This window comes from Thioclava atlantica (assembly GCF_000737065.1).
GTDB lineage: Bacteria > Pseudomonadota > Alphaproteobacteria > Rhodobacterales > Rhodobacteraceae > Thioclava > Thioclava atlantica.
The window spans coordinates 69588-94194 of record NZ_AQRC01000011.1 but is presented as its reverse complement, the minus strand read 5'-3'; the positions used below and the strand labels follow the sequence as shown (position 1 = coordinate 94194).

Here is a 24607-nt window from a genome sequence, read left to right as displayed (position 1 = left end):
GGGGCATTTTGAAGTTAACGTTCCTATTTCTTGCCAACTTCGTACAAGCCCGCCGACTCCCAACGCAAGTGGAGTCGGCTATAAGGGCTTGTACTCAATGTAGAAAATCGCCCTGCAGGGGCGATTTCCCGTCCTTTGTCAAATGGATCGCGCTTCGCGCTCATGGCACCACGCGATGCGGTCCCCGCATCGCGTATCGCGTCTTTGGCGCCCCGTCCCTTGCACCCCGCAAGACGGGTTTTGCCGCGTGCTGACCGTCTCGCGTCACCCGCGTAACGACATACGCGAGACTGCCTCCCGTCGTCTGGCGCGCGCTATCCGTCACCTGCATTCCGTCCGCAGTACATCGCCGAGCGCATCCCGACATTTGGAGGGTGTGTCGTGCCCCGCGACGAATGCTGAAGGCGCCACGGCAGACGTCGCACGGTCATCGCACAACGCCGCCCGCTGCATGCCAAACGCGGGTCGCATCCCGACTTCTGCTTGACCCCTCCGCCTCATGCGTTTAGCGACACTTTAGCATTATCGTTGCGATTCACTATTTTTGCCGAGGGTCAGAATGCCGAACGAAAATCTTGTGGTGATCGCAGCGATGGCCCGGAAAGGGGGCAGTGGCAAAACGACGCTTTCGCGCGCCTTGATCAGCGCCGCGATCGCCGCCGGACGCAGAGTGATGTTGATCGACACGGACAGCACGAGAGTACTCGGTGCCTGGCATGCTCGGGCGGAAGCCGGTGGGCTGAGTTCGCCGCTTCTCTGCTCGGCCACCGTCGAAAGCGTGGCGGGTGTCGAGGATCAGATCGATCAGGTCTACATGGCAGGCACGGCAGACTTCATCTTCATCGATACCGCAGGGGTCGGTGCCGAATGGTCAGACGGCATCGCGGTGCTTGCGGACCACATTGTGACGCCCGTCATGCTGTCGACGTCTGATTTCGATGTCGGCGCGCAGACTGCCGATTGGTATGAGAAGCTGAAATCCCGTGTTGACGACCCCTCCAGCCTTCCGCGCCACCACGTTGTCCTCAACATGGTCGACCCGAAAACGACCCGTGCTGACGCCGCCCTGATTGAAGAAGCGCTCACCCGTTTTCCGGTGATTGAGACCGTCATGATGCGACGGAACACTTACAAGGAGATGGACCAGAAGGGGCTTCTCCACGCCTTGGCGCTGGAAAAGCAATCCGATCCGAACCCCCTTATGCGTCCACATGTACGTCATGTCGTCGAGGCGCTTGAGGAGGCGACGGACATTCTCAACAACATTCTTGCTGCGTGAGGACAGTCGATTGCGCAAGAAGATCCCGACCATCACCAGGCCCGACCCAGCCTACGCCGCCACCCTGCAACAAGGTGACCGCGAGATTCCCGGGAAGGAAGATGAGGCACAGGTCACAGCAACAAAGACAGGCACCCCAGTCGCTGACGTTGGCGCTGATCGGCACGAGTCGGAGCGTGCGCCGAAAAGTGCCGTGGCGCCGCACCATGTCACCGCGGAAAGCTCTGACCCGCATACCAGCCTGAGAGCTCCCGTTTCGGCACGCGCTTTGAGCCCGACCCGGAAGATCGACATCAGGGTCAACGCACTCGAGCGACAGGAAGGGGCGCTGGAGGCTTGTGGTGTTGAACCCGCCCATGTGGTGCGTGCCGCCCTGCGCCGTGCAGTCAAAGGCTGGCAACTGTCGCCGGTCTTTGCGCCAATTGCTGAGGAGCGGCGCACTCGAAACACGCAGTGGCAGGCCCGTACATCTCTGGCAGTAGATGCGGCCAGCCTGGGTGTCCTCCTCCGGGACCACGACCCCCTCGACGTCTTGAGTAAATGGGCTCTGATCCGCGGCCAAGTGGAACCACGCATATGGGGCGAGATCGACAAAATCTTGGAAGAAATTGCGGTTCGCGCTGCATCGCCGCATGAACCGTAAGATACCTATCTGAAAAGATAACTTGCGTTTCGCCGGTGGATTTTCGCCCACCGGCGGAAGCTCGCCTTGCAGTTGCGGAAAGCGTGGCGCTAATGAGCGTCATAGGGAATTTCAGACCTCAGTGGTGACGAGTTACGAGGTCCATTTTGGAGGAACGCATTATGAACACGAAGCCCCGCCTGACTGGCGAACCGATCATGCGCATCCTCTGCAAGACATCTGAAAATCTGGTTGGCTACCTTTACCAATGGAACAATGGTGACGTGCAGCCTGCCTGGTTCGACGGTGCCATGGCGGACGTTCGCTATGAGCCATTCATTCCAGCGCCGGAACAGAACCCTGTCGATCCAAAGATCCCCAGACCGCGTCAGCAAGATCTGACGCACCTTGAAAAGGCCTAGCTCAAGGCCTCGCGTCGGTTTGTGGGTCATACCATCCCGCAGGTCCTTTGAGCGATAGAGTTGACTTCTATGCCTCAGAGGTGATCTAGATATGAGTTATAGAAAGGATGTCTATAACTCATGGCTTGGAACTGGACGCTGCCCGATTGGCCGGATTTCCGGTATGACGCCTCCGCTCTGGAGGCGTTCGAGCAGAAGTTTCTGCTGTCGTCCGGAGAAATCCTCGGCGCGGTCCATCATGTCAGCCAGCCGGAGCGCGAGCAACTCCGCATCGAACTTCTCAGCGAGGAAGCGATGCAGACGAGCGCCATCGAGGGTGAAATCCTCGATCGGCTCAGTGTCCAGTCTTCGCTGCGCCGCCATCTGGGCCTCGATCCGGACAGCTACCCTGCCAAACCGCGCGAACAGGGCGTCGCGGAAATGATGGTCGACGTCTATTCCAATTTTGCAGAGCCGCTGACCCATGAGACACTGTACCGCTGGCATCGGATGCTCCTGTCCCATGATCGTCGGTTGGAAACCATCGGGGCCTACCGACAACACGCCGAGGCGATGCAAATCGTTTCCGGCCGCCTTGACCGGCCCACGATACATTTCGAAGCGCCACCCTCGGAGCGGGTCATGCCTGAGATGGAGCGATACGCGGATTGGTTCAACAAGACCGGGCCGGGGGGAGCAGAGCCGCGTCCAGCGCTGACGCGCGCAGGGCTAAGCCACCTCTATTTCGAGAGCATCCACCCATTCGAAGACGGCAACGGTCGCTTGGGTCGCGCCCTCGCTGAAAAGTCGCTGGCGCAGAACATTGACCAGCCGACCCTCATCTCGCTCGCCTTCACCATCGAGAAGGAGCGCAAGGCATACTACGACCAGCTCGAGCAGCATCAAAAAACGCTCGACGTGACCGATTGGCTCGTCTGGTTCGCAGAAGTTGTCTTGAAGGCCCAACAGGCAACACTCGACCGCGTCGGCTTCTTCATCAGCAAGGCACACTTCTACGATCGTCACAGAGACCACTTGAACGAACGCCAGGCCAAGGCCATCGCTCGAATGTTTCAGGAAGGCCCTGGCGGTTTCAAAGGCGGCCTTAGCGCCGACAACTATCTCAAGATCACCGGAACTTCACGCGCAACCGCGACCCGCGATCTGCAGGACCTGGTCGAGAAAGGTGCGCTCAGCCGGACCGGTGAGCGACGCCATACGAGGTACTGGTTGAACCTCAACCAAGATGCTTCAAAATTGTAATTAAAACCGTGGCTTACCAAAAATCCGATAATCCAATTTATGTAAGATCAGATAGTTCAATAGTTACTCGGGATCACCAGGCTTTTCTTCCATTTCTTTCTCCCTGTCCGGGTCGAACCGGTCAGCTTGACGAATGCCTTCGGCAAACGCGTTGAAAATATCCTCCGTCGTCCTGAAGATTGGCTTGGTTCGGAAATGCTCGGCGACCTCCGAGCGAATACTCTCTGTGGACTTGGCCTCTGGATTCCCCGCTGCCCACGCTCGACCTGGATGTATCGTATCCCACGGCGATTTGTTGTTCGCACGGGTGGACGCGGCGTCACCATGTTTGCCGATCCCGAAAAGTATCTTGGTTTCGTTGTTCCATATCGGCCAGAACAGACGGATTAGATGGTTCTCGGCGGCGGCTTGGTAACCACTTTGCACGGCCAAGGCTCGGCACTCGAAGTCCTTGAGATCGATCCCCGCCACTTTCTCGATGTTTTTACGATGCTCGTTCAATCGACTAAAGAGTCTTGTCTCCTGCTCCACAACAGTTTTCGCACCGGTCGGGGGATCGGCCTTCCCAACATAGATGGGAGTCTCGGTGCCGGAAATCGGCGCGTAAATATCGGCAGGCCCCCTGTAGTAAATCGCATACACACCGGACCCATAGAAAGGCGTGATCGCTCCGAGCGGCAAGCGTTCTTGCGATAGCAGGGCCAAGGCCACAAAATGCCCAATCAAACGCGGTTCCGAGGGATCAAAAAACGCATCCGGCAATCGTATCGGATCAATGTTCCGCTCCAGTTGGAGTAAAGCCTCCTTCATATCGGAGATGGCCGCCAGAACGCGCTTGCGCGAAGGTGCGGTCATCTCCGCTACCCGCACCATTTCTGCGAACTGCTCCAAAGCAGCCGATGTCTCATCCGCTTTCTCGAGCTCAGGTCGGCGTGCCATCGCTAAGCGGCCTCGGACTCGTTCAGCCTCGCGGCAACGCTGTCGCCGACAACTCTCGCAAGCTCTGCGGGAACGGCGTTCCCCAGTTGTCGCATGCATTCAGTCCATGCGCCGTGAAATTTGTACCCATCGGGGAATGTTTGGATCCTGGCACCTTCGCGAACCGTGAAATATCGGACAGAGCCATCTGCCCGGCGCAGCATGTTCTCTCCGCCGGGCACACCGTGAACTCCGGCCTTAAGGGTTTTGGATGGCTCATCGAGATAGCTGCCGGTATGGCCTGGATAGACCTTCGCGTTGGGTTGGAAGCGATGATCCAGGACCTGGTGCGAACTCTTAGCTCCCTCCGGGTCCGGCAGGTCTCCAATCGCGTCCCGCGTCGTGCGCCACGGCAGGCTCTCCGGCTTCTCTTCGACCGATAGGCGCTTTGACAACTGCAGTGCCCGTCCTTCGAGAACTCGGTCTTTCTTGGCAACGCTATGACGCTCCCAGTAGTCACCGAACATCTGGTCCCAAACGAGTGCCTCTTGTGTGAAATCGCCCGGCCCGAATGACCACCTCGCGTCCACGTCGTCTCGAAAACCAACGAAGAGCACACGCTCGCGCTTTTGCGGCACTCCATAGTTCGCCGAGTTCAGAAGCTTTGTGACCACCTGATAATGCAGTCCGGGGCGTCTTGTGGAGGTATGATGTTGCTCGAGACGGCGAAGGTGGTCCTGCCACTCCTCGTCAGGACGAGCGACTAGCTCGGGGTGTTCCATCTGGAGCTTCACATATTCAAAGTAACTGAGAAATGACGCCCGGGTCAGTCCTTTTACGTTCTCGAAGACAAATGCCCGAGGCCGTGCCTCCCGAACCGCCCGAACCGCTTGTGGAAACATGTCGCGAGCGTCATCGTATGCGCGGTGACGCCCACCAAGGCTGAAGGGTTGGCATGGTGGACCACCTGAGATCAGATCGAGTTTTCCCGCCAACGGTCTGAAGTCGACCTTGCGGACATCGCCCTCAAAAACCCGCCACGGGCTCTTACCATCTGACCGACCGTCATCGCCAAGGATTCCGTGATTGTCGCGGAGTGTGTCGCAGCACCATTTGTTGTACTCGACCACCATCTGTGGAACGAAACCCGACTGCGCAAGCCCAATGCCAAGACCGCCCGCACCAGCGAAAAGCTCCACCGATTTCCGTATCAAGGGCTTGACAGGCTGCTCGCTCGACATGCCGTTCCTCCTGCAGGTGTTTTCACCGACTTAGACCAAAGTCCGTGTCAAGTATCAAGAAAAGATTGACAACATCTGGTTAAACCCCTAACAAGCATCCCCCACAGATTGGTCTCCACTTCGATCGCCGTTCTGCCCTTCAAATTCTTCGAAATTCTTACCCGAGACCAACCAAGCGCCGACTGCGTCAAGCAAGGCTTCCGGTTTCCATCGACCCTTGCCCACCATGCAACACTCCCAAACAATCAGAACTCGCCAACCGGCCTGAACAAGAAGGCGCTCGTTTTCCCGATCCCTCTCGCGATTTCGGTCGATCTTTGTATTCCAGAAATCCTGGTGCGTGTTGGGCCGTCGACCGCAGCCGTCATGCCCATGCCAAAAGCACCCTCTGACCTCTATTACGGCCCCGTGCTTTTTAAGCACTACATCGGGAGTTCCGGGCAGGTTTTTCTGGTGCAGTCGATAGCGATAGCCTCGAGCATGGAGCCCGCGCCGTATAAGCATCTCGGGTTTCGTGTTCTTGGATCGAATCCGCGACATCTGCTCCGATCGCGTCAACAGCGTTCCCCGTCGCTTCACGTCAATAGCCCGCCGAGTGACCGATTGGAGACGGCCAAATCGCCTCCGTCGCCAAGAACTCATGGATGACTGAACGCACAACAAGCGCGCCCTGATCGACAAGCTGATAGCGGTATGCCCCCTCCTGAACCGTGATCCATCCTGTCGATAGTCCGTAGAGTCCTTCCCTCACCGCGTAGGGCAAATTCTCAAGCACGCAAATGGAGATCTTAGACGGTCGCGGAGCAACCCCGAGAGCGAGAAACATGTGGCCAACCGCATTCTTGGACACGACACGCCGGAGACGCTGTTCATCTGGCTCGAGCGCAATGCGTTGCTTGGCATCCGACGTAACGATGAAAAGGCTATCGTCAAGATCGTCCTGAAGAACCCAATTACTCTCGAGAATTCGCTCCAGCTGTGACTTCGGTTCGTCCCCGTTCCAGAGCAGCGTCCCAAGGAACGCCGCCATATACTCCTCGTCCTGCGCGAACGATCTGTTGCATTCGGTGCAAACCCGGATCGTTTCAATGTTGTCAGGGTAAGGGTGAACAAGGAGGAACTTGGATGGAATATGATCACGGGAGCTGGTCGAGCGCGTAATTGCTCGAGCGCAGTGTATACAGCGTTTCTCAACCAAATCGGTCTTCATCGAACGATCTCCTTTTGCTTTTCACCCTACCACCAGACTACGAGACCCCACGCGCAAGCGTTGGAATTACCGGTATTTCCTGGCGCTTTCACTCTATGCACCCCTAAGCAACAGAAAAGGGGGCTCACGCCCCCTTCTCGAACTTCATGACTGGGATACCCAGCTTCGTGGCCTTGTCGGCTAGGTTTTCCTGGATACCGGTCCCGGGGAAGACGAGGACTCCGACCGGGAGCACATCCAGCATCGCATCGTTTCGTTTGAAGGGCGCGGCCTTGGCGTGTTTGGTCCAGTCAGGCTTGAAGGCAACCTGCGTCACGCCCCGGGCTTCGGCCCATTTGGCGGCGATGAGTTCTGCGCCTTTGGGGCTGCCACCGTGTAACAGGACCATGTCGGGATACTTGGTCCGGACCTGGTCGAGCTTGCCCCAGATCAGGCGGTGATCGTTGAAGTCGGTCCCGCCGGTGAGGGCGACCTTGGGGCCTGCGGGCAACATCACCTCGGTTTCCGCGCGGCGCTTCGCGGCCAGGAAGTCGCGGCTGTCGATCAGCGCAGCGGTCATGTGCTGGCAGTTCACCATCGAACCGGTGCGAGGCCGCCAGGTCGATCCCGTGTGATGGACGAACTCGGTCGCGGCGTGATCGCGCATCATGTCCATGCAGTTGCGCCGTTCGATCAGCGTCAGGCCTTCGGCCGTCAGACGCTCGAGTTCGGTGGATTTCACCTCGGAGCCGTCCTGCTCACGCTGGAGGCGGCGCTGCGCCTGCTCGTTCTCATCGAGCGACCGCTCGATCCGGGCCGTGGCGCGGTGGAAGAGGTTGACCTGGCCCCAGAGCACCTCTTCGAGGTCCGGTTCCATGCGGGTGTCTTCCAGCGTCGCGACGAGGGCGTCGAAGATGTCGGCGACGGCGACCGCGAGGCGCTGCCCATCGGGCATCGGGCGCGGATCGGGCTCGTCAAAGGGGCGGTAGCCATAGAGCTGCAACTCGTCGAGCGCGTGAGCGGTATGGGATGCGGTGTGAGCGGGTTCATACGCGTCGTCGTTGGTGTGGATCGTCATCGGTTTTCTTGCCTCCGGGCCTGTCTCGTCCGTGCGTCATCCCGCGCGGCCTTCATGGGCAGACCCGAGCCGTCGGGGCGGTTGCCCCTTCACCCCGGCTTCACCGGGGCCGGAACAGCGTGGAGGAGGTCGTCAGGGAAGCTATTTGTCTCGCGATGCAAAGGCGGCTTTGCCGCCGGCGGAAATAGCTTCCCTTCCGACCTTGCAGGGGCAACCGCTTTGACGGCCTGCCCATCTCTTGAAGGCCGCGCAGGGCTGACGGGTGGATGCGCAAGGCCCGGGATGGGGTGAGGACGACGATCCAGAGCCACGACTTGGATGCAGCCCCCTGCCCCGCACTCCCAGACCCCCCTGCGCGATGCAGCTCAGCCCAGCAGGCGATGCCGATCCTCTAGCCCGATCTGACCTGCCAGATGCTGGCGCAGCGCGTCCTTGCCGTTCGCCCGAAGATCATCGTTGAAATCCCCGAGCCGCGGTTCCAGCACCCGCACTGTCACCCCGAACTCGGTTGCTCTTGCGCTCAACCTCTCTGCGGCGCGTTGCCCGGCCGGATCGCGGTCAATGGCGATGTAGAGGCGCTGCAGCCCCTCCGGCAGCAGGACCGCCCCGAGGTGACCGGACGAGAGCGCAGCCCAGACGGGAAGGCCGGGCACAGCCTCGACAAGGGACAGCATGGTCTCGATGCCCTCGCCGACGACGAGGATGTCGTCATGCGGGATCAGCCTGACAGCATTGCCCAGAAGGTGACCCATGGCACGCCGCTGCGCTTTGAGCGCCGCCTTTCCCTGTCCGTCAGGCGCCAGCCAGGTGCGATGCACGCCCTGCACGGCCCCCACCCCATCGGTGACCGCGGCGATCAGTGCCGGTCTGGGGATGCTCCGGGTCTGACCCTCCTCCCGATGCCAGCATTTCGGATGAAAGCGAAGGGCGCTCATCTCCCCGCCTTGGGTCAGGCCGCGGGAGCGGAGGTAGGTGTCGGCAAGCGTGCCTGCGACCGGCACCGAGGCTGCGAACAGACGCGCCGCTGCCGCTGGTGTGCCACCGGGGGCTTTGGCCTTCCTTTGAACTGGTTTATCCGGGAGGACCGGCTGCGGACGGCCAAGATGCGCCCTGGCCTCGGCCAGAAGATTGGGAAAGCGGGAGATCCCGGTTCGCTCGCGGATGATGTCGAGAAGATCGCCATGCTCGCCCGTGGCGCCGTCGGTGAACTTGCCGGCCGCGCCCGGTCCCGACGTGGGCCCAGTCAACCGTACAAAGAGCGACCGGCCAGGGTTGTTCTGCAAATCGCCCACGATCCAGTAGGATCCTTCCCGCCGTCCGGCGGGAAGGTAAGCGCGACAGACGCCTTCAGCATTCTCCGCCAGTGCGCGGATCACATCTTCGGTCTCGGAATACATGGCTTAGCAACCTCCGCGTGCATGTAGTCCCGTCACAGGACAACGTGCAAGCAGACGATCCAGCACGGCGATACCGGTAGGATCGGTCGGGCAGAAGAGGCGCAGCTTCCAGCTGATGATCTCCGAGAAGAAGCCATCGGCCTTGAGCCGGTCCTTCGCCGCTTCCGAGAAGCCCGAGAGTTCGATCCGGTTCGCGCCCATGACACGGGAGCGGTGAAGCTCCATCCCCTCGGCGAGCCGAACAACGGTCTTGCCCTCCAGAACGAGGGCATGGACCTGCGCGGCTGTCAGTTTTGGTGCGTCATTTGCCAGCGTGGTTGTAACCCAAGACGGCGGAACCCGGCGGCCGATGATGCGCTGACCGTCGTCGGTCTGCAGCCGGTAGACGCGGGTTTCATCTTGGGGAAGCTGCTTCCAGATCGGCAGCAGCAGACCTGCCACGATGTGCAGCGTGGCTTCGGAGAACTCCGGCACCTCAGCCAGTTCCGCGGTCCACGCGGCAGCGAAGGCCGCGCGGTCGGCTTCCAGCCAATGCGTATCTTCCATGATTTTCGCCGGGACCGTGCTAGCATCAAGCGGCCGGATCAGCCGCAGGCGCGGCTCGATGGTGCCATCGTCCAGCATCAGGCTGGTGGCGGGCACCTGCACAGCAGCCCGGCCCGAGCGGCTATTGACCAGAAGCCGCGCTTTAGGGTCATCCAGCCAGTCGAGCGCATCGGCCAGAGACAGCGGTGTATTGCGGCGCTTTTCGGCGATGGTCAGCAGCTGGGTTTCCGCGCCGGAGCCCGGATGGGTATGGATGACGCGTGCGTCGGTCACCCGAAAGCTCTCGGCACGGAGTGTCTCGAGCCCGAGGTCGTAGACCCCGGCGGCGATGGCGCCCTCGATCCGCTGGTCGAGCAGCTCCTCGAATGCCGAGAAGAGCACGGCCTGCATGTCGATCGTCAGCGCCAGCAGGCGATTGAGGAAGGTCGTGATCGGAGGAAGGTCGTCCTTCAGCCCGTTGTCGTCGGTCAGGCTGAGGCCAGTGGCATCCTCGAAAGCCCCAAGCGAGCATCCCGCCAGATCGCCGCGATAGATGCGGCGGTAAAGCTGGCGGAGGGCGTCGCGGGCGTAAGGCGACTCGAGGTTGTCCTCCGGGCGGAACAACCCTTGCCCGCCAGTCTGGCGCTGGCCGCGGGTGATCGCGCCAAGCGTGTCGAGACGACGCGCGATGGTCGACAGGAACCGCTTCTCCGCCTTCACATCGGTGGCCACCGGACGGAAGAGCGGCGGCTGCGCCTGATTGGTGCGATTGGTGCGCCCGAGGCCCTGGATCGCCGCATCTGCCTTCCAGCCGGGCTCCAGGAGGTAGTGGACCCGAAGGCGCTGGTTCTTCGCGCCAAGATCAGCGTGATAGCTGCGGCCGGTGCCACCGGCATCCGAGAAGATCAGGATACGCTTTTCGTCATCCATGAAGGCTTGGGTTTCCGCGAGGTTCGCGGCTCCAGCCCGGTTCTCCACCACGAGCCGTGCCGAATGCCCTTCGCCCTTGCGCACGATGCGTCGTGAACGCCCTGTGACTTCGGCCACGAGATCAGTGCCAAAGCGCTGCACGATCTGGTCGAGCGCGCCCGGCACGGGCGGCAGCGAGGCCAGCTTCTCGATCAGCGCGTCACGACGCCGGACGGCTTCGCGGCACTCCACCGGTTGGCCGTCGCGCGTGACGGGGCGCGACGAAAGATTACCTTCGCTGTCGGTGAAAGGCTCGTAGAGCTGCACCGGGAAGGAATGGGCGAGGTAGTCCAGAACGTATTCCCTGGGTGTGATGTCACAACGGATATCCTTCCATTCGTCGGTTGGGATCTCCGACAGGCGGCGTTCCATCAGCGCCTCACCCGTCGAGACGATCTGGATGACCGCCGCGTGACCCGCAGCCAGATCTGCATCGATGGATGCGATTAGCGTGGGGGTCTTCATCGAGGTGAGCAAATGGCCGAAGAAGCGCTGTTTCGCGCTCTCGAAGGCTGACCGCGCAGCGGACTTGGCCTGGCGGTTCAGCGTGCCCGACCCGCTCGGCCCGTCGACCGCGCCGGAAATGTTCGCCGCCTCCAACGCAGCAGTCAGGTTGTTGTGGATGATAGCGAAGGCCTCGGCATAGGAATCATAAATGCCTCGCTGCTCCGGGGTCAGCGCGTGTTCCAGCATCTCGTACTCGACCCCGTCATAGGACAGCGAGCGCGCAGTGTAGAGGCCGAGCGCCCGGAGGTCGCGGGCCAGAACCTCCATCGCCGCGACACCGCCCGCCTCGATGGCTTCGACGAATTCCGACCGGGTCGCGAACGGGAAATCCTCCCCGCCCCAAAGACCAAGACGCTGCGCGTAGGCCAGGTTGTGGACGGTCGTCGCGCCCGTGGCCGAGACATAGACCACGCGGGCATGCGGAAGCTTGTGCTGCAGGCGAAGACCCGCCCTGCCCTGCTGCGAGGCCATTGTATCGCCCCGCTCGCCTTTGCCCCCGGCAGCATTCGCCATGGCATGGCTTTCGTCGAAGAGGATCACCCCGTCGAAATCCGCCCCGAGCCAGTCGACGATCTGGTCGACGCGGGATTTCTTGGCACCCCGCTCTTCGGAGCGCAGCGTCGCATAGGTGGTGAAGAGAATGCCCTCGGCAAGCGGGATTTCGCGCCCCTGCGCGAAACGCGACAGCGGCGTCACCAGAAGCCGCTCCTGGCCAAGCGCTGACCAGTCGCGCTGTGCGTCCTCGAGAAGCTTGTCGCTCTTCGAGATCCAGAGCGCCTTGCGTCTTCCTCGAGCCCAGTTGTCGAGCAGGATCCCGGCCGACTGGCGGCCCTTGCCCGCTCCGGTGCCATCGCCAAGGAAGAAACCCCGACGGAAGCGGACGGCATCCGCGGCATCCTCAGGTGCGGCCGAGACCATCTCGCCGGTCTCATCGACCGTCCAAGACCCGGCGAGGTATGCGCCATGCGCGTCTCCCGCGTAGATGACGGTCTCAAGCTGCGCGTCGGACAGCGTGCCGTCGCGCAGGATGGCCGCTGGCAGCTTGGGCCGGTACGTGGGTTTCGGCGGTGCGACCGAGGCCATGGCCGCCGATTGCACAAGCTTGGTCGGGTGTTGGGCCGCGCCGGGGATGTCGATGGCCTGCAGTCGGAAGGTCTCGTAGATCGCGTCGGACAGCCGTGCGGCATCTTCGTGTTCGGCGGCGTCGCGGAGAGCGTAGTCCAGGTCCTCGGCCTCAATCTGGGTTTCAGGCTTCGCCGGATTGACTGCAGAGATCGCGTGCGATCGGCTGGCGGGTTTGCGGGTGGTGAGGTGAGAATTTCCCGGAAAGGGGGAAGAATGGCCCTGCCCCGCAGCAGGAGCTGGATCCAGTTCGAGGCGCGGCGGAACCTCGGCAGTGACCCGGGACATCAGATGTGCCACGTCCGGGGATCTGGGTTGGCGCAGGTCTGCGGTGATGCCTCCCGGCTCGCCGCCGCGGCATTTATCGAAGACAGAAATCCGCGTCTCGAAGCTGGTGCCGTGCTTGGCGAAAGCTGCGCCCGACACCGCGCCGGTGAAAATGAGATGGGCCGTCTCGGTCAGACGGCCGAAGGTCTCGGCCCAGGCCGGCGCATCCGGCGCGAAACCGGCTCCGGTGATGGCGACGAGCCGTCCGCCGGGGGCCAGACGCGCGAGGGCCGAGCGCAGATGCCGCGCCGTCGCCTCGGTCGTCCGACCATCGACATGTGCAACCGCCGAGAAGGGCGGGTTCATCAGGATGACGCTCGGGCTTGAGCAGGCATCGAGATGATCGTCGATCTGCGCGGCATCGAACCGGGTGACCGGTCGGGCCGGGTACAGCAGGCGCAGAAGATCGGCGCGGGTGTCCGCCAACTCGTTCAGAGCCAGAGTGCCGCCGGCGATCTCGGCGAGGATCGCCAGAAGCCCGGTCCCGGCAGACGGCTCTAGGACAAGATCACGGGGCGTGATCTGTGCTGCCGCCACAGCCGCGAGCCCCATGGGCAGCGGCGTCGAGAATTGCTGAAAGCGCTCCATCTCTTCCGACCGCCGGGTGTGCGTGGGCAAGAGGCCTGCCACCTTGGCGAGGATCGGCAAGAGCGCCGCAGGCGAGCCGGCACGCGCAAGCAGCGCCCGACCGAACTTTCGCAGAAAGAGGATCAGCGCCACCTCGCCCGCCTCATAGGCGAGCTTCCAGTCCCAGGTACCGGTCGCATCGGAACCGCCAAAGGCATGTTCCATCTCGCGGCGCAGGCGCAGCGCGTCGATCTGAAGCCCTTGCGCCAGATCGGGCTGCAGCGCTTCGGCAACAGCAACGATCGCAGGGGCAGGATTTGCTGCCAACGGGACAATGGGCGCAGGCAAGGACGCCTGCGCAACAGGGGCAAGATGGGTCATCGGGAAACTCCGGAATGAAGGACAGGATCAGGCCCGTACACCCTCTCTCGGGCAGCCTCGGACCTGATCTTTCCCGGCCCCTCTCTCCCTCTCGCACCAAGTTGTTCCCGACGCTTGGCTTGATTATGTTCTTGTTATGTTCTATTTTCAGAACCAGCCAGAAAGGGAGTTTCCCAATGGAAAGCACCACGCACGCCCTGCCCGCGACGCCCAAGCAGATCGCCTATGCGCGGTCGCTCGCCCTGCGCAACCGGACGCTCCTGCCCTGGGAGGTTCAGCAAGACCGGCGATCTTTGAGCGCTTGGATCGAGGCTCAGGCCCAGCTGAAACCGGTATCGGACATGGACCGGCTGCCCACGTCCAAGCAGGTGGCCTTCGCTGAAAAACTCGCCCGGATCAAAAGGCGCGCCGTTCCGGACGAATGCTTCCGCGACAGGGGGCTCATGTCGAAGTGGATCGACGGGAACAGGTGAGAACGGCACCGGCTGGCTCCGACCTGCCGGAGATTCTGCCATACCGCGGTTTGGCAAACCGAGCGCAGCTGCCAAGCTGTAGGTTGGCAGACTGGACCTTCGGGACATCAGCCTCGGTCAAGCTCCTGTCCGAAGGACCAAGGTCTGGTTCCGGCGGCACGCCGGGAGGTGCACCGCTGCGACCTTCGGTAACCACCGCAAGTCGTAGCCGTCTCTCAACCCAGCGTCTTCAGATCTCACACCCCTTGGGGCTAGTCCCTCAGTTCTTTGGAAATGGTGAGATAGAAGCGTCCATAACGCTGGAAAAACATTCTCATCAAAGAAACCTGTAGATGTCTCTTTGAAAATCTGTCACTTTAGGCATCATGGACACCGCAAGGTCACAGAATCTGAAGAAACTGCTCGATGCCGTACCCGCCGGGTATCTGGTCGATGCGGCATGGCTCGTCTCGCAAGGCATCGCCTATGAGAGCTTCCGTGACTATGTGAAACGCGGCTGGCTGGAGCGCATCGCACGCGGCGTCTTCCGCCGGCCAGTCCCGAATATGCAGGCGTCCAACAGCATCGACTGGAAGACCTGCATCCTTTCGATGCAACATATCATGGGTCATGATTTGCATGTCGGGAGCACGACGGCACTCGGTGAACAAGGACATGCCCATTACCTCCGCCTGGGGGAAAGCGCTCCAGTCTGGGTCTACGGGGACAAGGTCCCGAACTGGCTGATCAAACTGCCGACGGATGCCCCGATCAATATCCGCCCCCGTTCCTTGTTCACCGATCAGAAGCTGGGTGTGATCGAGGGCAAAACGACAGGCCAGCCATGGGACTGGGGTCTGACAATGTCGACGCCGGAGCGCGCAATCCTGGAAGCCATGGACGAGTTGCCCCACCATGAGAGTTTCCACACGCTCGACATGGTCTTCGAGAGCCTGACAACCCTGCGCCCAAGGCTGATTTCCGACCTCCTACAAGCGTGCCAGAAGATCAAGGTAAAGCGTCTGTTCTTCGTCTTCGCCGACCGCCACGATCATCCCTGGCGCAAACGGATCGACCCGCAGGCCTTCGATCTCGGAAGCGGTGACCGAGCCCTAGTCCGAGGTGGCAAAATCCACCCGCGCTATCGGATCATGGTGCCGGAAGATTTCGTGAAACCGGAGGTCGACAGTGGCGCGTGAGACCTATGAAGCCCAGGTTGCACTGCTGGTGCGCGTTCTGCCACATGTCGCGGACGAGAACGTCTTCGCGCTCAAGGGCGGGACGGCCATTAACCTATTTTACCGAGATCTGCCACGGTTGTCGGTCGACATCGACCTGACCTATCTTCCGATCAAGGACCGCGCCGAGAGCCTGGACGAGATCAATGCCGCGATGGATCGCATCGCGGCCGCCATCGAGACCGGCATTCGCGGCGCGAAATCTCAGCGCATCCAAGGGGGCGGCGGCGGGGCCACGCGGCTGCTGGCACGCTTTGGGAATGCCGAGATCAAGATCGAAACCTCGCCTGTGACCCGTGGCGTCGTCCACGACCCGGAGATCCGGACCGTCTCTGCAGCCGTGGAAGATGCCTATGGCTATGCCGAAATGCAGATCGTCTCGTTCGAGGACCTGTTCGCTGGCAAACTGCACGCTGCCCTCGACAGGCAGCATCCACGGGATCTCTACGACGTCACGCTCCTTTACGAAAACGAGGGTGTGACGCACGACCTCTTCCACACCTTCCTGATCTATGTCGCCAGTTCGCCACGACCGGCGCATGAGCTTCTCGATCCGAACCTGATCGATCTCGAGCAACCCTACGCACGGGAATTCGAGGGCATGACCAGAACACCCGTCCCTCTCACTACACTTTTGGCGACACGCCTGAAGTTGGTCGCCGATCTGCAATCGAGGCTCGATGACAAGGCGAGGCAGTTCCTCCTGACGCTTCAGGACGGCGAGCCTGACTTTGCGGCGATCAACCGCTCGCAAGCCGCTGAGCTACCGGCCGTGAAGTGGAAAGTCCTCAACCTGAACAAACTGAAGCGCGACAACCCCGAAAAACATGCCACGCATCGCGACGCCTTGTTGAAGCTCCTGGGCTGAGCCACGCCCAGCACCGTCGCGAGGGGCGCTTTGCGTTGGCCATCCTCATCGCGTCGATGGAAGGCGCCGAAGACGGGTGAACTCAGTCGGCGCTTCCAAGCCCTGCGTTTCGCTGAAATGACCGCGTTTTCGCCCGACGAAAGGCAGAGCGCAGTGCTTCGGTCGGCAAAGGCGGCGAGTCCATCGCTTCAAAGAAGTGCGCATGGTCGATCTGCTTGAGATCGGTGCGGTCAGGGCTTTCAATATCAGGCGTTGCCATCCTTATAGGCCTCCGGGGCAATTACGGTTTTGCGGATTAGCTGACAGCCGCAATCGAGTAGTGCGGTGTCCCATCCCAAACAAGATCCCAAGACGCGCCCGGACGAACGTTCTGAATTGCGTGGGGCTCGAAGCAGACCAGGCAATTCCCGCCCGGTGCAGGAGCCCGGACCGAAGGGTAAATCAGGCCCTTGGATCCGCCCCGACGCAGATGCTGTGCCAGGCTTTGGCCCTCGGGATACCCGACAGCCGGATCCGGATGCAGCGCCGGATGACCTGCCTCATCGGTCATGTCGTTGAAGACGCCGATGAAGTCGGCCAGCAATTCCACATAGCGGGCGCTGTCGTGGAAGCTGCCGGTAAAGCCGAGTTCGCGTGTGCGGTGCCAGGCCACTTCGCTGACAGAAACCATCACATCCCATGCGCAGTACCAAGCGCCGCGCTCCTCGGCGTTGAAGCGGTTTCCGCCGGCGCGGGTGTAAGTGAAGGCTGCGTTGACGTGACTGTCCCCATAGATGCGCAGATCGCGGCTACGGCGTTGCCAAGCGAGTTCGCGCGGGTCCAGATGTGGGTTGCGCCCGCGTTCGGCCTGTAGACGTCCACTGGTCAGGCCCTCGATCTCTGCCAAGATCTCCATCTCGTCATCGGTATCGACGAGACCGCGCAGGGATGGCGGCTTGTGGTAGGTGGCAGGCAGGAGACGAACGAGACCGCGATCTGAAACCTCGGTCTGCTTCATGCCCCACCACGCAACGCATCGAGATAGGTCCGCACCGCGAGGATCTGCGGCAAGCCACCTTCGATGGCGGTGTCAACCGGACGGCTGCCCCCGAACAGCGGGCCGGTGTTCGGTCGGGTGAACCAGCTTCGCGCGAGCGGCTCGGAGAAGTAGAGTTCGAGCGACTTGTAGATGCCGATCACCGCACTGAGCCGCAGCAGTTGGTCCTTGGTGAGCTCTCCGGCGAAATCCGGCTTCTTGGCGCGCTTCCACGTGCTCTCTGACATGTCGGCAAGGCCAGCTGCTTCCTTGAGACTGAGACCCCAAGCATCGGCTACGCGTGCATAAGCTTTCAACGCGACGGCGTTGATCTGTGCGGGTTCCCGGATTTTCTCTGCAACGTACATGGCGTCCTCCATTGGCCTCAATATAGTCCATATGGACTTACTGTAAAGATCAAATGAACCTTACGCTTTGATCACTGTTATCCGAACCGCCGCCCTCCTTCCGTGAACGTATACGCGTTGACGATGATCCCCTCCTCGATGGCCTCGTCCGAGGTGAGGTGGTCGAATTCGGCTTCAAGCTGGCTGTAGAGCCAGCGGGCCAGATCGCGCAGGGCCTCGGTCACGACTTTTTCCGCGTCCTCGGTCGGCGGCTGCCACGTCGGACTGTCGCGCGTCACGTCCACGGACATGCAGTATTCGTGGTAGTAGCGGCCGCGGTGGCTGGCCTCGGCGGCGAGTTTGTAGAAGTTTCGCCGCTGGATGGCCTGCAGGCGGTCGGCGATGCCGTGCAACGTCGCGTCCTTGGGCGCGTAGTCCCGAATGCGCGCGGCCGCGCCCTTGGCGTGGGACCAGTATCCTTCGAAACAGGCCCCGTCGCCCTGACTCCAGAACCCGGAGAACCAGATGCAGGGCTTTTGGCGCGTCCCGCCGCTCATCAGGCGGACGGGCGTGGTCTTCAGGCTGATGCCGAGTATCTCGCAGACCCGCTCGAAATCTTCATAGACCGCGTCCCACCAGTCGTCGTGGGGCCCGAGGTCGCGATACCAGCATCGTGCCTTCTCTTTGGCTGCATCCGAGAGCTCGGAGAACTGGTAGACAGTGGTGCAGATGATCTCAGGCATCGACGTCCTCCCCGTTCAGCGCCGCGACCAACCATTCTTGCGTGCTGGACCAGCCGATGGATTTACGAGCGCCAAGATCGATGGCATGCGCACCGCCGCCAAAGGCGTCGAGCCGCGGCCGGGAGCAGGTCAGAGCATACTGGAACCCCCAAAGGCCGGTGAGGTCGAGGTCTTCGGCGAGCCGCAAGACGAAGCGGATGACGGCTTCGACATCGCCGTGTTCGTCGTCATGGATCCAGAGGCTGCTGCCCTCGGGGGCATCCTGGTGCACGAGATCGAAGCCAGCGACATCTGGGTCGTCAGCGTCCTGATCCGCAGCGCGAAGTTCCTGAAACAGCACGAGCGCGCGGGCGGCCTTGTCGGGGCTGCCGACGTCGATCAGGCATGAGAAATGGGTGAAGCAATCCGCCATGGGGACCTCCTTAATGGGGAAGACCCGGCCAGGAGGCCGGGCGATCGATTGGGATGAAGGGGTAGTTGGGAACGATCAGCCGGTCGGCGTGTCGCCCGCCGCCTGCCGTGCGGCATGAGCGCAGAGCATCTGCCGGTAGAAGCGCTTGCGCGCCAGCCGGAGACTGCAAACAGCGCGCGTGTCGGGGTGTAGCGCCCGGACCGCCGCGCGAACCACTGCCAGTCGCGAAGCGGTCGGCGGCAAGCCAAGACGTCGATAAGTGGGATCGGTCATGTCACATGACCTCGACCACGGGCGAAGCGAGATGCGGATCGACCTTTGCCTCGATCCGTTCGGTCCGACCCATCCAAGGCTCGGGCCGAATGGCCTTCACCCAATCGGCGAAGCTCGGGATGAAGCCGAGGTCCTCCTTAACATGCTGCTCGCCGACCCACCGGGTCGGGATGATGCGTCCGGTGGAGAGCGTAAGCGTCGGACCAAAGATTGTCTCGGCCATGAAGATGCCCTCAGCATGGTGGCGCAACGCCCGGTGCCGAAAATCGGCTGTGATCTCCTTGCTCTGGTCGAACCAGGAATGCACGGCGAGGTAATCCTCGACCGTGCCGCCCCATTTCTTCACCGAGGACAGGGCGTGGTGGTACGGATGTGCCATCGCCGCCCCCTCAGAAATCGTGTGTGTAGAGTTCGGACGAGGTGAAGCGCTCGTTGAACTCGAGGTGGATGGTGCGAGCGAGCGCGTCGAAGCAGAATTCGCCGTAAGCCCCGTCGTTTTTTTCCCAACCGCCATGGGTGTCGGAGAGCAAGTCGTAGGCCAGTTGCTCCACGGCATCCTCGAGCGAGAGCGCCCGCATCTCGACCTCCGGGTCGTCCCAGGTCAATGCGGCATAGGCGATCTCGGTCTTGGGGAAAGCAACCTCGGTCTCGCCAGCGTAGAATTCGATGCTTTCAACCTGGCCGCTATCGCCATAACCGTCGAAGCTCACGGTCACATGGGTGATGCCCGCGGCAGTCAGGCCATCGAAGAGGCGCTCCTTGTTGGCCGGACGCAAAGCTGCGATCCGCGCGTCGCGCTCGGCCTGCCGAGCCAGCACGGCGGCGAAATCAATCCTGGACGGCGCCATCGGCGCGGCCAAGGTGGGTTCGATCTTGGACATTGGAAACTCCGAAATGAGGGAAAGGATCTGAACCCCGAGGCTCTCTCTCGTCCTCCTAGGCTCACATCCTCCCCTGCCCTTCTCTGACTCTCGGGCGTCACGCCGCGATCTGCAGGGCGCGAGACGCGAAGACACGCCAGAGCGGATCGACAAGACGGGCATCGAGAACGTCGGCGTGGTGCCGCAGCCGTCGCGCGAGGCTATGTTCATGCCACTCGGCCGCCCGCATGGCCTGCGCGCGGGTCTGGCTGGCCTCGGACACGACGGCGCGGGCTTCGGCGGCATCCGAGACCGGGTGGCACCATGCGACCCCGCCATCACAGGTAGCTCCGGCCAGAACGAGACGGCCCTCCCGATCGAGGATTGCCAGGATGCGCGGAGCGTCTTCAGGTGTGATATCTTCGGCGTGAACGATTGCCCCCTGCATGGCCTCGGCCAGCGTGGCAAACCGCTCCAGTACCTTGGGGTGTGCCTGCCCGGACATGAGAGCTGCGGGCGCATGGCAAGCCGTCGTGAGTGCGAACGGCAAGTCTTGATCTGCAAAAACGGTCAGGAGGCTCGGCGGCAAACCTGTTTTCTGCGTTTCCGGCTGAGTTTGGAGAGGAAGGTCGAACATGGGCATATCTCCGACGGTGCGGAGAGCCTCTCTCCCCGCTTCAAACCGTCAAAGACCAAACCACCCCCTCGGACTCTCTGTCGCTGAACGGGTCGATCATTTCGGCGTTGGTAAATCGCTCCATCGAACCCGCAAGTAGCGCCCTTCGCGCTTTGGGAGATCTTTTCGGTCGATCATCCGACCCGAGACCTGAAAATCCTCGTTGATCTTTACAACCAAGAGCTTGTTGAAATGCCCATTTGTATCGACCACAACCACATCCTTTGTCTTGAATGGCGTAATGGTTTTGACCTCGACATGATCATTGCCAAGTCTTCCGTCAGCACCCTGGGCATAGGTCTTGTTCAGCTTGATACCATACGTGATAGCACCAAACAGCTCACCGATATCGCCGTAGACAGAGAGGTGAAGGCCGGTCTCGAGGTGGTAGCTTTCCGCGAGGGACAGGAGATCCTCAAAATATGGGATCATAGACCTAATCGCGTTCGGGTATTTTGCGCCCCACTCCTTGTAGCGAAGCTGCTCGTCGATTTCCGACCAGGTAACCCATTCGCCGTCATCATAAAATGCACGATCTGACCAATCGATTTCTTCCATGCGCGTACTTCCAACACCTAAACATTTCGGGCACGGTAGCAGATCGATGAAACAGGAACGAGACCGGAGGCGATATCGCCTCCGGTCGCCACATTAGCCAACGCGGTCGAGGAGCTTCTTGGCGCGCCCTTCCATGTCGAGGCGTGCATCCTGCTGAGTCTTGTCGCGAGCGAGCCGCGTGATGCCCTGCACGAAATCGAAGATGCTCTCGGGCGGGCGGCCTTCCTCCATCAGCACCTTCTCGATGATCTTGCCGGATTCGGCCTTCGAGAAACCGCGCTTGCGCAGGAAATCCGCGCGGTCCGCGTCGCTGCGCGCCACGATCTGCTGGCGCGCCGCCTTGATGCCGTTCACGAACCCCTGCGGCGAGGAATTGGCAAACCGCGTCAACGCGGGCGCGGCCTCATGTGCGAAGCGCGAAGCGGCGTATTTCGAGTGACGGATCTTGATCTCCTGGAAATCCTCGACGCCCCAGAGGTTGCGGTTCTGGCACACCGCCCGCAGATAGAAGCTCGCCATGCCGAGGGTCTTCGCGCCCACCTCGGAATTCCAGCAATAGAAGCCCCGGAAATAGAGATCGGGGGAGCCGTCCGCCAGCTTGCCCGCCTCGATCGGGTTGCGATCATCGACCAGGAACAGGAAGACATCGCGGTCCGAGGCGTAGAGCGTGGTCGTGTCGCGGCTGATTTCGACATCGGGGTTGTAGACCCCGGTCGACCAATCCAGCACACCCGGTACCTTCCAGCGCGTATCGCCCGTGCCATTGCCCGCGATGCGCTGAACCGCCTCGACAAGCTCGAAGTCATGGATGCGGCCGTAGTCGGGACCGGTCACGGCGCGCAGTTCCGTGCGGCCATCCTCGGTCTCGAAGGTCTTCACCTGCTCGGCGCGGTGGTTGGTCAAACCGTATTGCAGGTTGATCCCCGCCAGAGGCGCGGGAAGCTGCCGCAGGTAGGATGCCGGGGCACCGACGATGCTGGCAAGCTGGCCGAAGGCCCAGTGCGTGGGTGCGATCGGCTCATGCGCTTTCGGCAGGACCAAGTGCAGCCGCTCTGCACTGTCGCGCGCTGCCTCGACACGGATGTCGGCGGTTTGCACCACCCGGCTGCGGCTGCGCTCAGAGCGACCCTTCACATTGGCCCAGAGATCGTCGAGCGACAGGTACCGCTCGTCATCCGGCCTGTTGAACCATTCGGACGACACCCGCCCATTCCGGTCACCCCGGCTCACATCCACTTTCCAGCCACCAGCCCGCGTCGGCTGTACCGCATCCAGAACTTCCACAACGCCCATCGGCATTCCTCCGCGACAGGCGCCGGGAGCCACTCTCCCAGCCCTCAACCCGTCACCGGGAAACCGGCCAACCTCAAACTCTCTCGGGCAAACGGCGCTAAGTCGGAGGCGCCGCACGCCCGCAACTCGCTGGTGTTGACCTGCGTTCAAAAATGGCAGAGGTTAAACAAGGCCTTTCTCGCAGGCCGGTGTGCCCGCCACGCGAAGCTTTGCAGCGATCTTAATTTCGAACAGCAGACCTCATGCCATCGGCGGGTCTGATTAGCAGCGGGCACCTAGTCAGATCCGGCTTGGACATGGATCATGACAGAGAACACTAAGCTCAAGACTTTGAAACTACTGGCGAAGCGTTACGCTAGGGCGACGGGTCAACCACAGCACGTAGCGCTCGACTTTGTTGCCAGTCGAATGGGCTTTGCTCATTGGAATGCGTTGACAGGCAGCGCCAAAGGAGAGTGGGTTCCCTCCGAAGCACAAGTTGCCACGATCAAGGCCTTCGTGGAACGGATCACTTCCTACGAGGGTGCGACCTTCGACCATATCTTCGGAAGCCCCGATGCCGTCACTCGAGGAGAAGTACGGGGGCATCCATACGAACTGAAAACAATGCTTGGTGACGTCCGCATGGATGGTGAGGGTTGGCAGATCGTGCTGCCAGAAAACCCTTTGGCCGCCCCTCGTGTCGAGATCGACATCAAGCATGCCCAGACCAGCCCGATGAACGATCGCGTGCTACGTGAAGAAGCCATCGGGATTGCGAGGGAATTGATGCAGAGCGTCAAGGCGCGGCGATTTGCCGATTGGCCACGGCGCGCCACAAAGCCGGATGCGGAAGGAAATGTGCGGCACCCGTTCTTGGAGATGGAGGAATCGAACCTCTGGTACTGCCTTCACTGCAACTCAGAGATCACCGGCCCACAGATCGCTGGAAACCAATGGCACTGCCCCAGCTGCGGCGCATCACCAATCAACATTTTTCCAGAAGCCTTCTGGCTGGAACCGACCGATGAAAAACCAGTGCCAGTCCAATCCCGCGCCGAAAGGCAAGAGATTGAACCCATCGTGTCAATTATAGATCCGCGGCCAAGGCTTGACCTCAACAGTGACCAGGTGACCCATTTGATCCGGGCTGCCCTGTTCGAGGATGCGACCAATGCCAGCGAGCGCATGGGAGCGAGTCTGGCCGAAATCTGGGTTGATGACGATCTCGACGTGGTTGTTTCCTTCGAGGATCACTACTGGCCCGAGGACAAGGAGCCGACCGCTGCGATCAAAGTGGCCGCACTGCTTGGGATCGAGATTGAGTTGGAAGTTACTTGGTCGGATCCGTTGTTCGCATGGCCCGGTTTGGGCACCGTGACCCAGAGCACGGCCGAATATACGCGGTTGATGCTCGACGCGTATCGCAGTCACGGCGCGACCAGAACCAAAGACGAAATCTAGCTCGTGCGCATGTTGAACAATTAGGCGCATTCAAGGCGCTCAGCACCGGAAGGCAAGCGTGGGTGCCTTTTCCAGTGGCCCGAAGAGACTTTTAGCCCGGCGGTTTAACCCGCCGGGCCCGAGGGGGAGACCCCGTTCCTCAGAACGGGATCTCGTCGTCGCGGTCGACCAGCTCGGGGTTTTCGTTCTCGGCCGACTTCGGACGGCTCAGGAAGTCGACCTTCTCGGCGATGATCTCGCAGCCGTAGCGGTCGTTCCCCATGCTGTCGATCCACTTGGTGTAGTGAATGCGACCGTGGACGAGGACCTTCATGCCCTTTTCGCAATGCTCCGCGACCGTCTTGCCGAGACCGTTGAAGCAGGTGATGCGGTGCCATTCGGTGTCCATGACACGGTAGCCGTTCTCGTCGCGCATCACACGGCCTTCCGAGAGGCGGGGGCGCGAGGTGGCGAGGCTGAAGTTGGTGATCTTGGTGCCGCTCTGGGTGGTGCGGACTTCGGGGGTCTGACCGATGTTGCCGGCGAGGATGACGATGTTCTGCATGATAAGCTCCTGTGTTTCCTGTCTTCGGGACCGTCCCTTCGACAAGACCCTGAAAAAGCCCGTCGGGTGACGCGTGCACGGTGGACAGCATGGACACCG

Annotated in this window: 26 protein-coding genes; 8 read left to right on the top strand and 18 right to left on the bottom strand. The window is 61.3% G+C overall.

What is annotated here, in order from left to right; translation table 11 throughout:
• Positions 1-559 precede the first annotated feature (559 nt).
• The 4 genes from DW2_RS13605 (at position 560) to DW2_RS13590 (ending at position 3565) form a co-directional block, all read left to right on the top strand.
• Positions 560-1279, top strand: coding sequence for a nucleotide-binding protein (locus DW2_RS13605; RefSeq protein WP_009574174.1), 720 nt, complete (start codon positions 560-562; stop codon positions 1277-1279).
• A gap of 10 nt (positions 1280-1289) precedes the next feature.
• Positions 1290-1922 (top strand): hypothetical protein, encoded by a 633-nt coding sequence (locus DW2_RS13600; protein ID WP_038147540.1) that lies wholly within the window; start codon positions 1290-1292, stop codon positions 1920-1922.
• A 161-nt stretch (positions 1923-2083) separates the two neighbouring features.
• Positions 2084-2323 carry a hypothetical protein gene (locus tag DW2_RS13595; protein ID WP_038147482.1) on the top strand — a complete coding sequence of 80 codons (240 nt, stop codon included), beginning with the start codon at positions 2084-2086 and terminating at the stop codon, positions 2321-2323.
• Positions 2324-2443: 120 nt separating this feature from the next.
• Positions 2444-3565: a Fic family protein gene (locus DW2_RS13590; RefSeq protein ID WP_038147480.1), complete on the top strand. Its 1122-nt coding sequence runs from the start codon at positions 2444-2446 to the stop codon at positions 3563-3565.
• 63 nt (positions 3566-3628) lie between these two features.
• Here the strand turns inward: DW2_RS13590 and DW2_RS19125 are convergent, their stop codons facing one another.
• From DW2_RS19125 to DW2_RS13560, 7 genes are all read right to left on the bottom strand, one after another.
• Complete coding sequence (locus tag DW2_RS19125) at positions 3629-4504, bottom strand: Eco29kI family restriction endonuclease (RefSeq protein ID WP_081874993.1); 876 nt, start codon at positions 4502-4504, stop codon at positions 3629-3631.
• Between the two features lie 2 nt (positions 4505-4506).
• Positions 4507-5724: a DNA cytosine methyltransferase gene (locus DW2_RS13580; RefSeq protein ID WP_051856066.1), complete on the bottom strand. Its 1218-nt coding sequence runs from the start codon at positions 5722-5724 to the stop codon at positions 4507-4509.
• Between the two features lie 87 nt (positions 5725-5811).
• Positions 5812-6366 (bottom strand): very short patch repair endonuclease, encoded by a 555-nt coding sequence (locus DW2_RS19440; protein ID WP_081874992.1) that lies wholly within the window; start codon positions 6364-6366, stop codon positions 5812-5814.
• On the bottom strand, positions 6305-6934 hold the full coding sequence (locus DW2_RS19990; protein ID WP_038147478.1) for a hypothetical protein: 630 nt from the start codon (positions 6932-6934) through the stop codon (positions 6305-6307). Before DW2_RS19990 ends, DW2_RS19440 begins: the two co-directional genes overlap by 62 nt.
• A gap of 124 nt (positions 6935-7058) precedes the next feature.
• The gene (locus DW2_RS13570) at positions 7059-7991 is read right to left on the bottom strand and encodes a DUF2493 domain-containing protein (RefSeq protein ID WP_038147477.1); all 933 of its coding nucleotides are present in this window, start codon (positions 7989-7991) and stop codon (positions 7059-7061) included.
• Positions 7992-8356: 365 nt separating this feature from the next.
• Positions 8357-9388: a DUF7146 domain-containing protein gene (locus DW2_RS13565; protein WP_038147475.1), complete on the bottom strand. Its 1032-nt coding sequence runs from the start codon at positions 9386-9388 to the stop codon at positions 8357-8359.
• Between the two features lie 3 nt (positions 9389-9391).
• The gene (locus tag DW2_RS13560) at positions 9392-13786 is read right to left on the bottom strand and encodes a strawberry notch family protein (RefSeq protein WP_038147472.1); all 4395 of its coding nucleotides are present in this window, start codon (positions 13784-13786) and stop codon (positions 9392-9394) included.
• A gap of 176 nt (positions 13787-13962) precedes the next feature.
• Here DW2_RS13560 and DW2_RS13555 point away from each other — a divergent pair, with 176 nt between their 5' ends.
• The 3 genes from DW2_RS13555 (at position 13963) to DW2_RS13545 (ending at position 16344) form a co-directional block, all read left to right on the top strand.
• The gene (locus tag DW2_RS13555; RefSeq protein WP_038147533.1) at positions 13963-14259 is read left to right on the top strand and encodes a hypothetical protein; all 297 of its coding nucleotides are present in this window, start codon (positions 13963-13965) and stop codon (positions 14257-14259) included.
• A 365-nt stretch (positions 14260-14624) separates the two neighbouring features.
• On the top strand, positions 14625-15437 hold the full coding sequence (locus DW2_RS13550; RefSeq protein ID WP_038147469.1) for a type IV toxin-antitoxin system AbiEi family antitoxin domain-containing protein: 813 nt from the start codon (positions 14625-14627) through the stop codon (positions 15435-15437).
• Positions 15427-16344: a nucleotidyl transferase AbiEii/AbiGii toxin family protein gene (locus DW2_RS13545; RefSeq protein WP_038147466.1), complete on the top strand. Its 918-nt coding sequence runs from the start codon at positions 15427-15429 to the stop codon at positions 16342-16344. The genes DW2_RS13550 and DW2_RS13545 overlap by 11 nt, the downstream gene beginning before the upstream one ends.
• Before the next feature lie 82 nt (positions 16345-16426).
• On the opposite strand, the gene DW2_RS19815 is transcribed toward DW2_RS13545, so the two are convergent.
• From DW2_RS19815 to DW2_RS13500, 10 genes are all read right to left on the bottom strand, one after another.
• The gene (locus DW2_RS19815; RefSeq protein ID WP_156102977.1) at positions 16427-16603 is read right to left on the bottom strand and encodes a type II toxin-antitoxin system TacA family antitoxin; all 177 of its coding nucleotides are present in this window, start codon (positions 16601-16603) and stop codon (positions 16427-16429) included.
• A gap of 36 nt (positions 16604-16639) precedes the next feature.
• The gene (locus DW2_RS13540) at positions 16640-17341 is read right to left on the bottom strand and encodes an RES family NAD+ phosphorylase (protein WP_018065914.1); all 702 of its coding nucleotides are present in this window, start codon (positions 17339-17341) and stop codon (positions 16640-16642) included.
• Positions 17338-17739, bottom strand: a complete 402-nt coding sequence (locus DW2_RS13535; protein ID WP_038147464.1) for an MbcA/ParS/Xre antitoxin family protein — start codon at positions 17737-17739, stop codon at positions 17338-17340. The genes DW2_RS13540 and DW2_RS13535 overlap by 4 nt, the downstream gene beginning before the upstream one ends.
• A 65-nt stretch (positions 17740-17804) precedes the next feature.
• Positions 17805-18449 (bottom strand): hypothetical protein, encoded by a 645-nt coding sequence (locus DW2_RS13530; RefSeq protein WP_038147462.1) that lies wholly within the window; start codon positions 18447-18449, stop codon positions 17805-17807.
• Positions 18442-18861 carry a hypothetical protein gene (locus DW2_RS13525; RefSeq protein ID WP_038147460.1) on the bottom strand — a complete coding sequence of 140 codons (420 nt, stop codon included), beginning with the start codon at positions 18859-18861 and terminating at the stop codon, positions 18442-18444. The genes DW2_RS13530 and DW2_RS13525 overlap by 8 nt, the downstream gene beginning before the upstream one ends.
• 274 nt (positions 18862-19135) lie before the next feature.
• Entirely contained in the window at positions 19136-19513 is a 378-nt protein-coding gene (locus DW2_RS13520) for a DUF6915 family protein (protein WP_038147458.1), read from the bottom strand.
• Between the two features lie 10 nt (positions 19514-19523).
• Positions 19524-20015: a DUF6878 family protein gene (locus DW2_RS13515; RefSeq protein ID WP_038147456.1), complete on the bottom strand. Its 492-nt coding sequence runs from the start codon at positions 20013-20015 to the stop codon at positions 19524-19526.
• 97 nt (positions 20016-20112) lie between these two features.
• Positions 20113-20631 (bottom strand): hypothetical protein, encoded by a 519-nt coding sequence (locus tag DW2_RS13510; protein ID WP_038147455.1) that lies wholly within the window; start codon positions 20629-20631, stop codon positions 20113-20115.
• A 96-nt stretch (positions 20632-20727) separates the two neighbouring features.
• Positions 20728-21228 (bottom strand): hypothetical protein, encoded by a 501-nt coding sequence (locus DW2_RS13505; RefSeq protein ID WP_038147453.1) that lies wholly within the window; start codon positions 21226-21228, stop codon positions 20728-20730.
• Positions 21229-21321: 93 nt separating this feature from the next.
• Positions 21322-22521, bottom strand: coding sequence for a hypothetical protein (locus DW2_RS13500; RefSeq protein WP_038147531.1), 1200 nt, complete (start codon positions 22519-22521; stop codon positions 21322-21324).
• A 303-nt stretch (positions 22522-22824) separates the two neighbouring features.
• Here DW2_RS13500 and DW2_RS13495 point away from each other — a divergent pair, with 303 nt between their 5' ends.
• A complete protein-coding gene (locus DW2_RS13495; RefSeq protein ID WP_038147450.1) occupies positions 22825-23964 on the top strand; it encodes a hypothetical protein in 1140 nt (379 codons plus the stop codon).
• Between the two features lie 139 nt (positions 23965-24103).
• Here the strand turns inward: DW2_RS13495 and DW2_RS13490 are convergent, their stop codons facing one another.
• Complete coding sequence (locus tag DW2_RS13490) at positions 24104-24508, bottom strand: single-stranded DNA-binding protein (protein ID WP_008335991.1); 405 nt, start codon at positions 24506-24508, stop codon at positions 24104-24106.
• Positions 24509-24607: the final 99 nt, after the last annotated feature.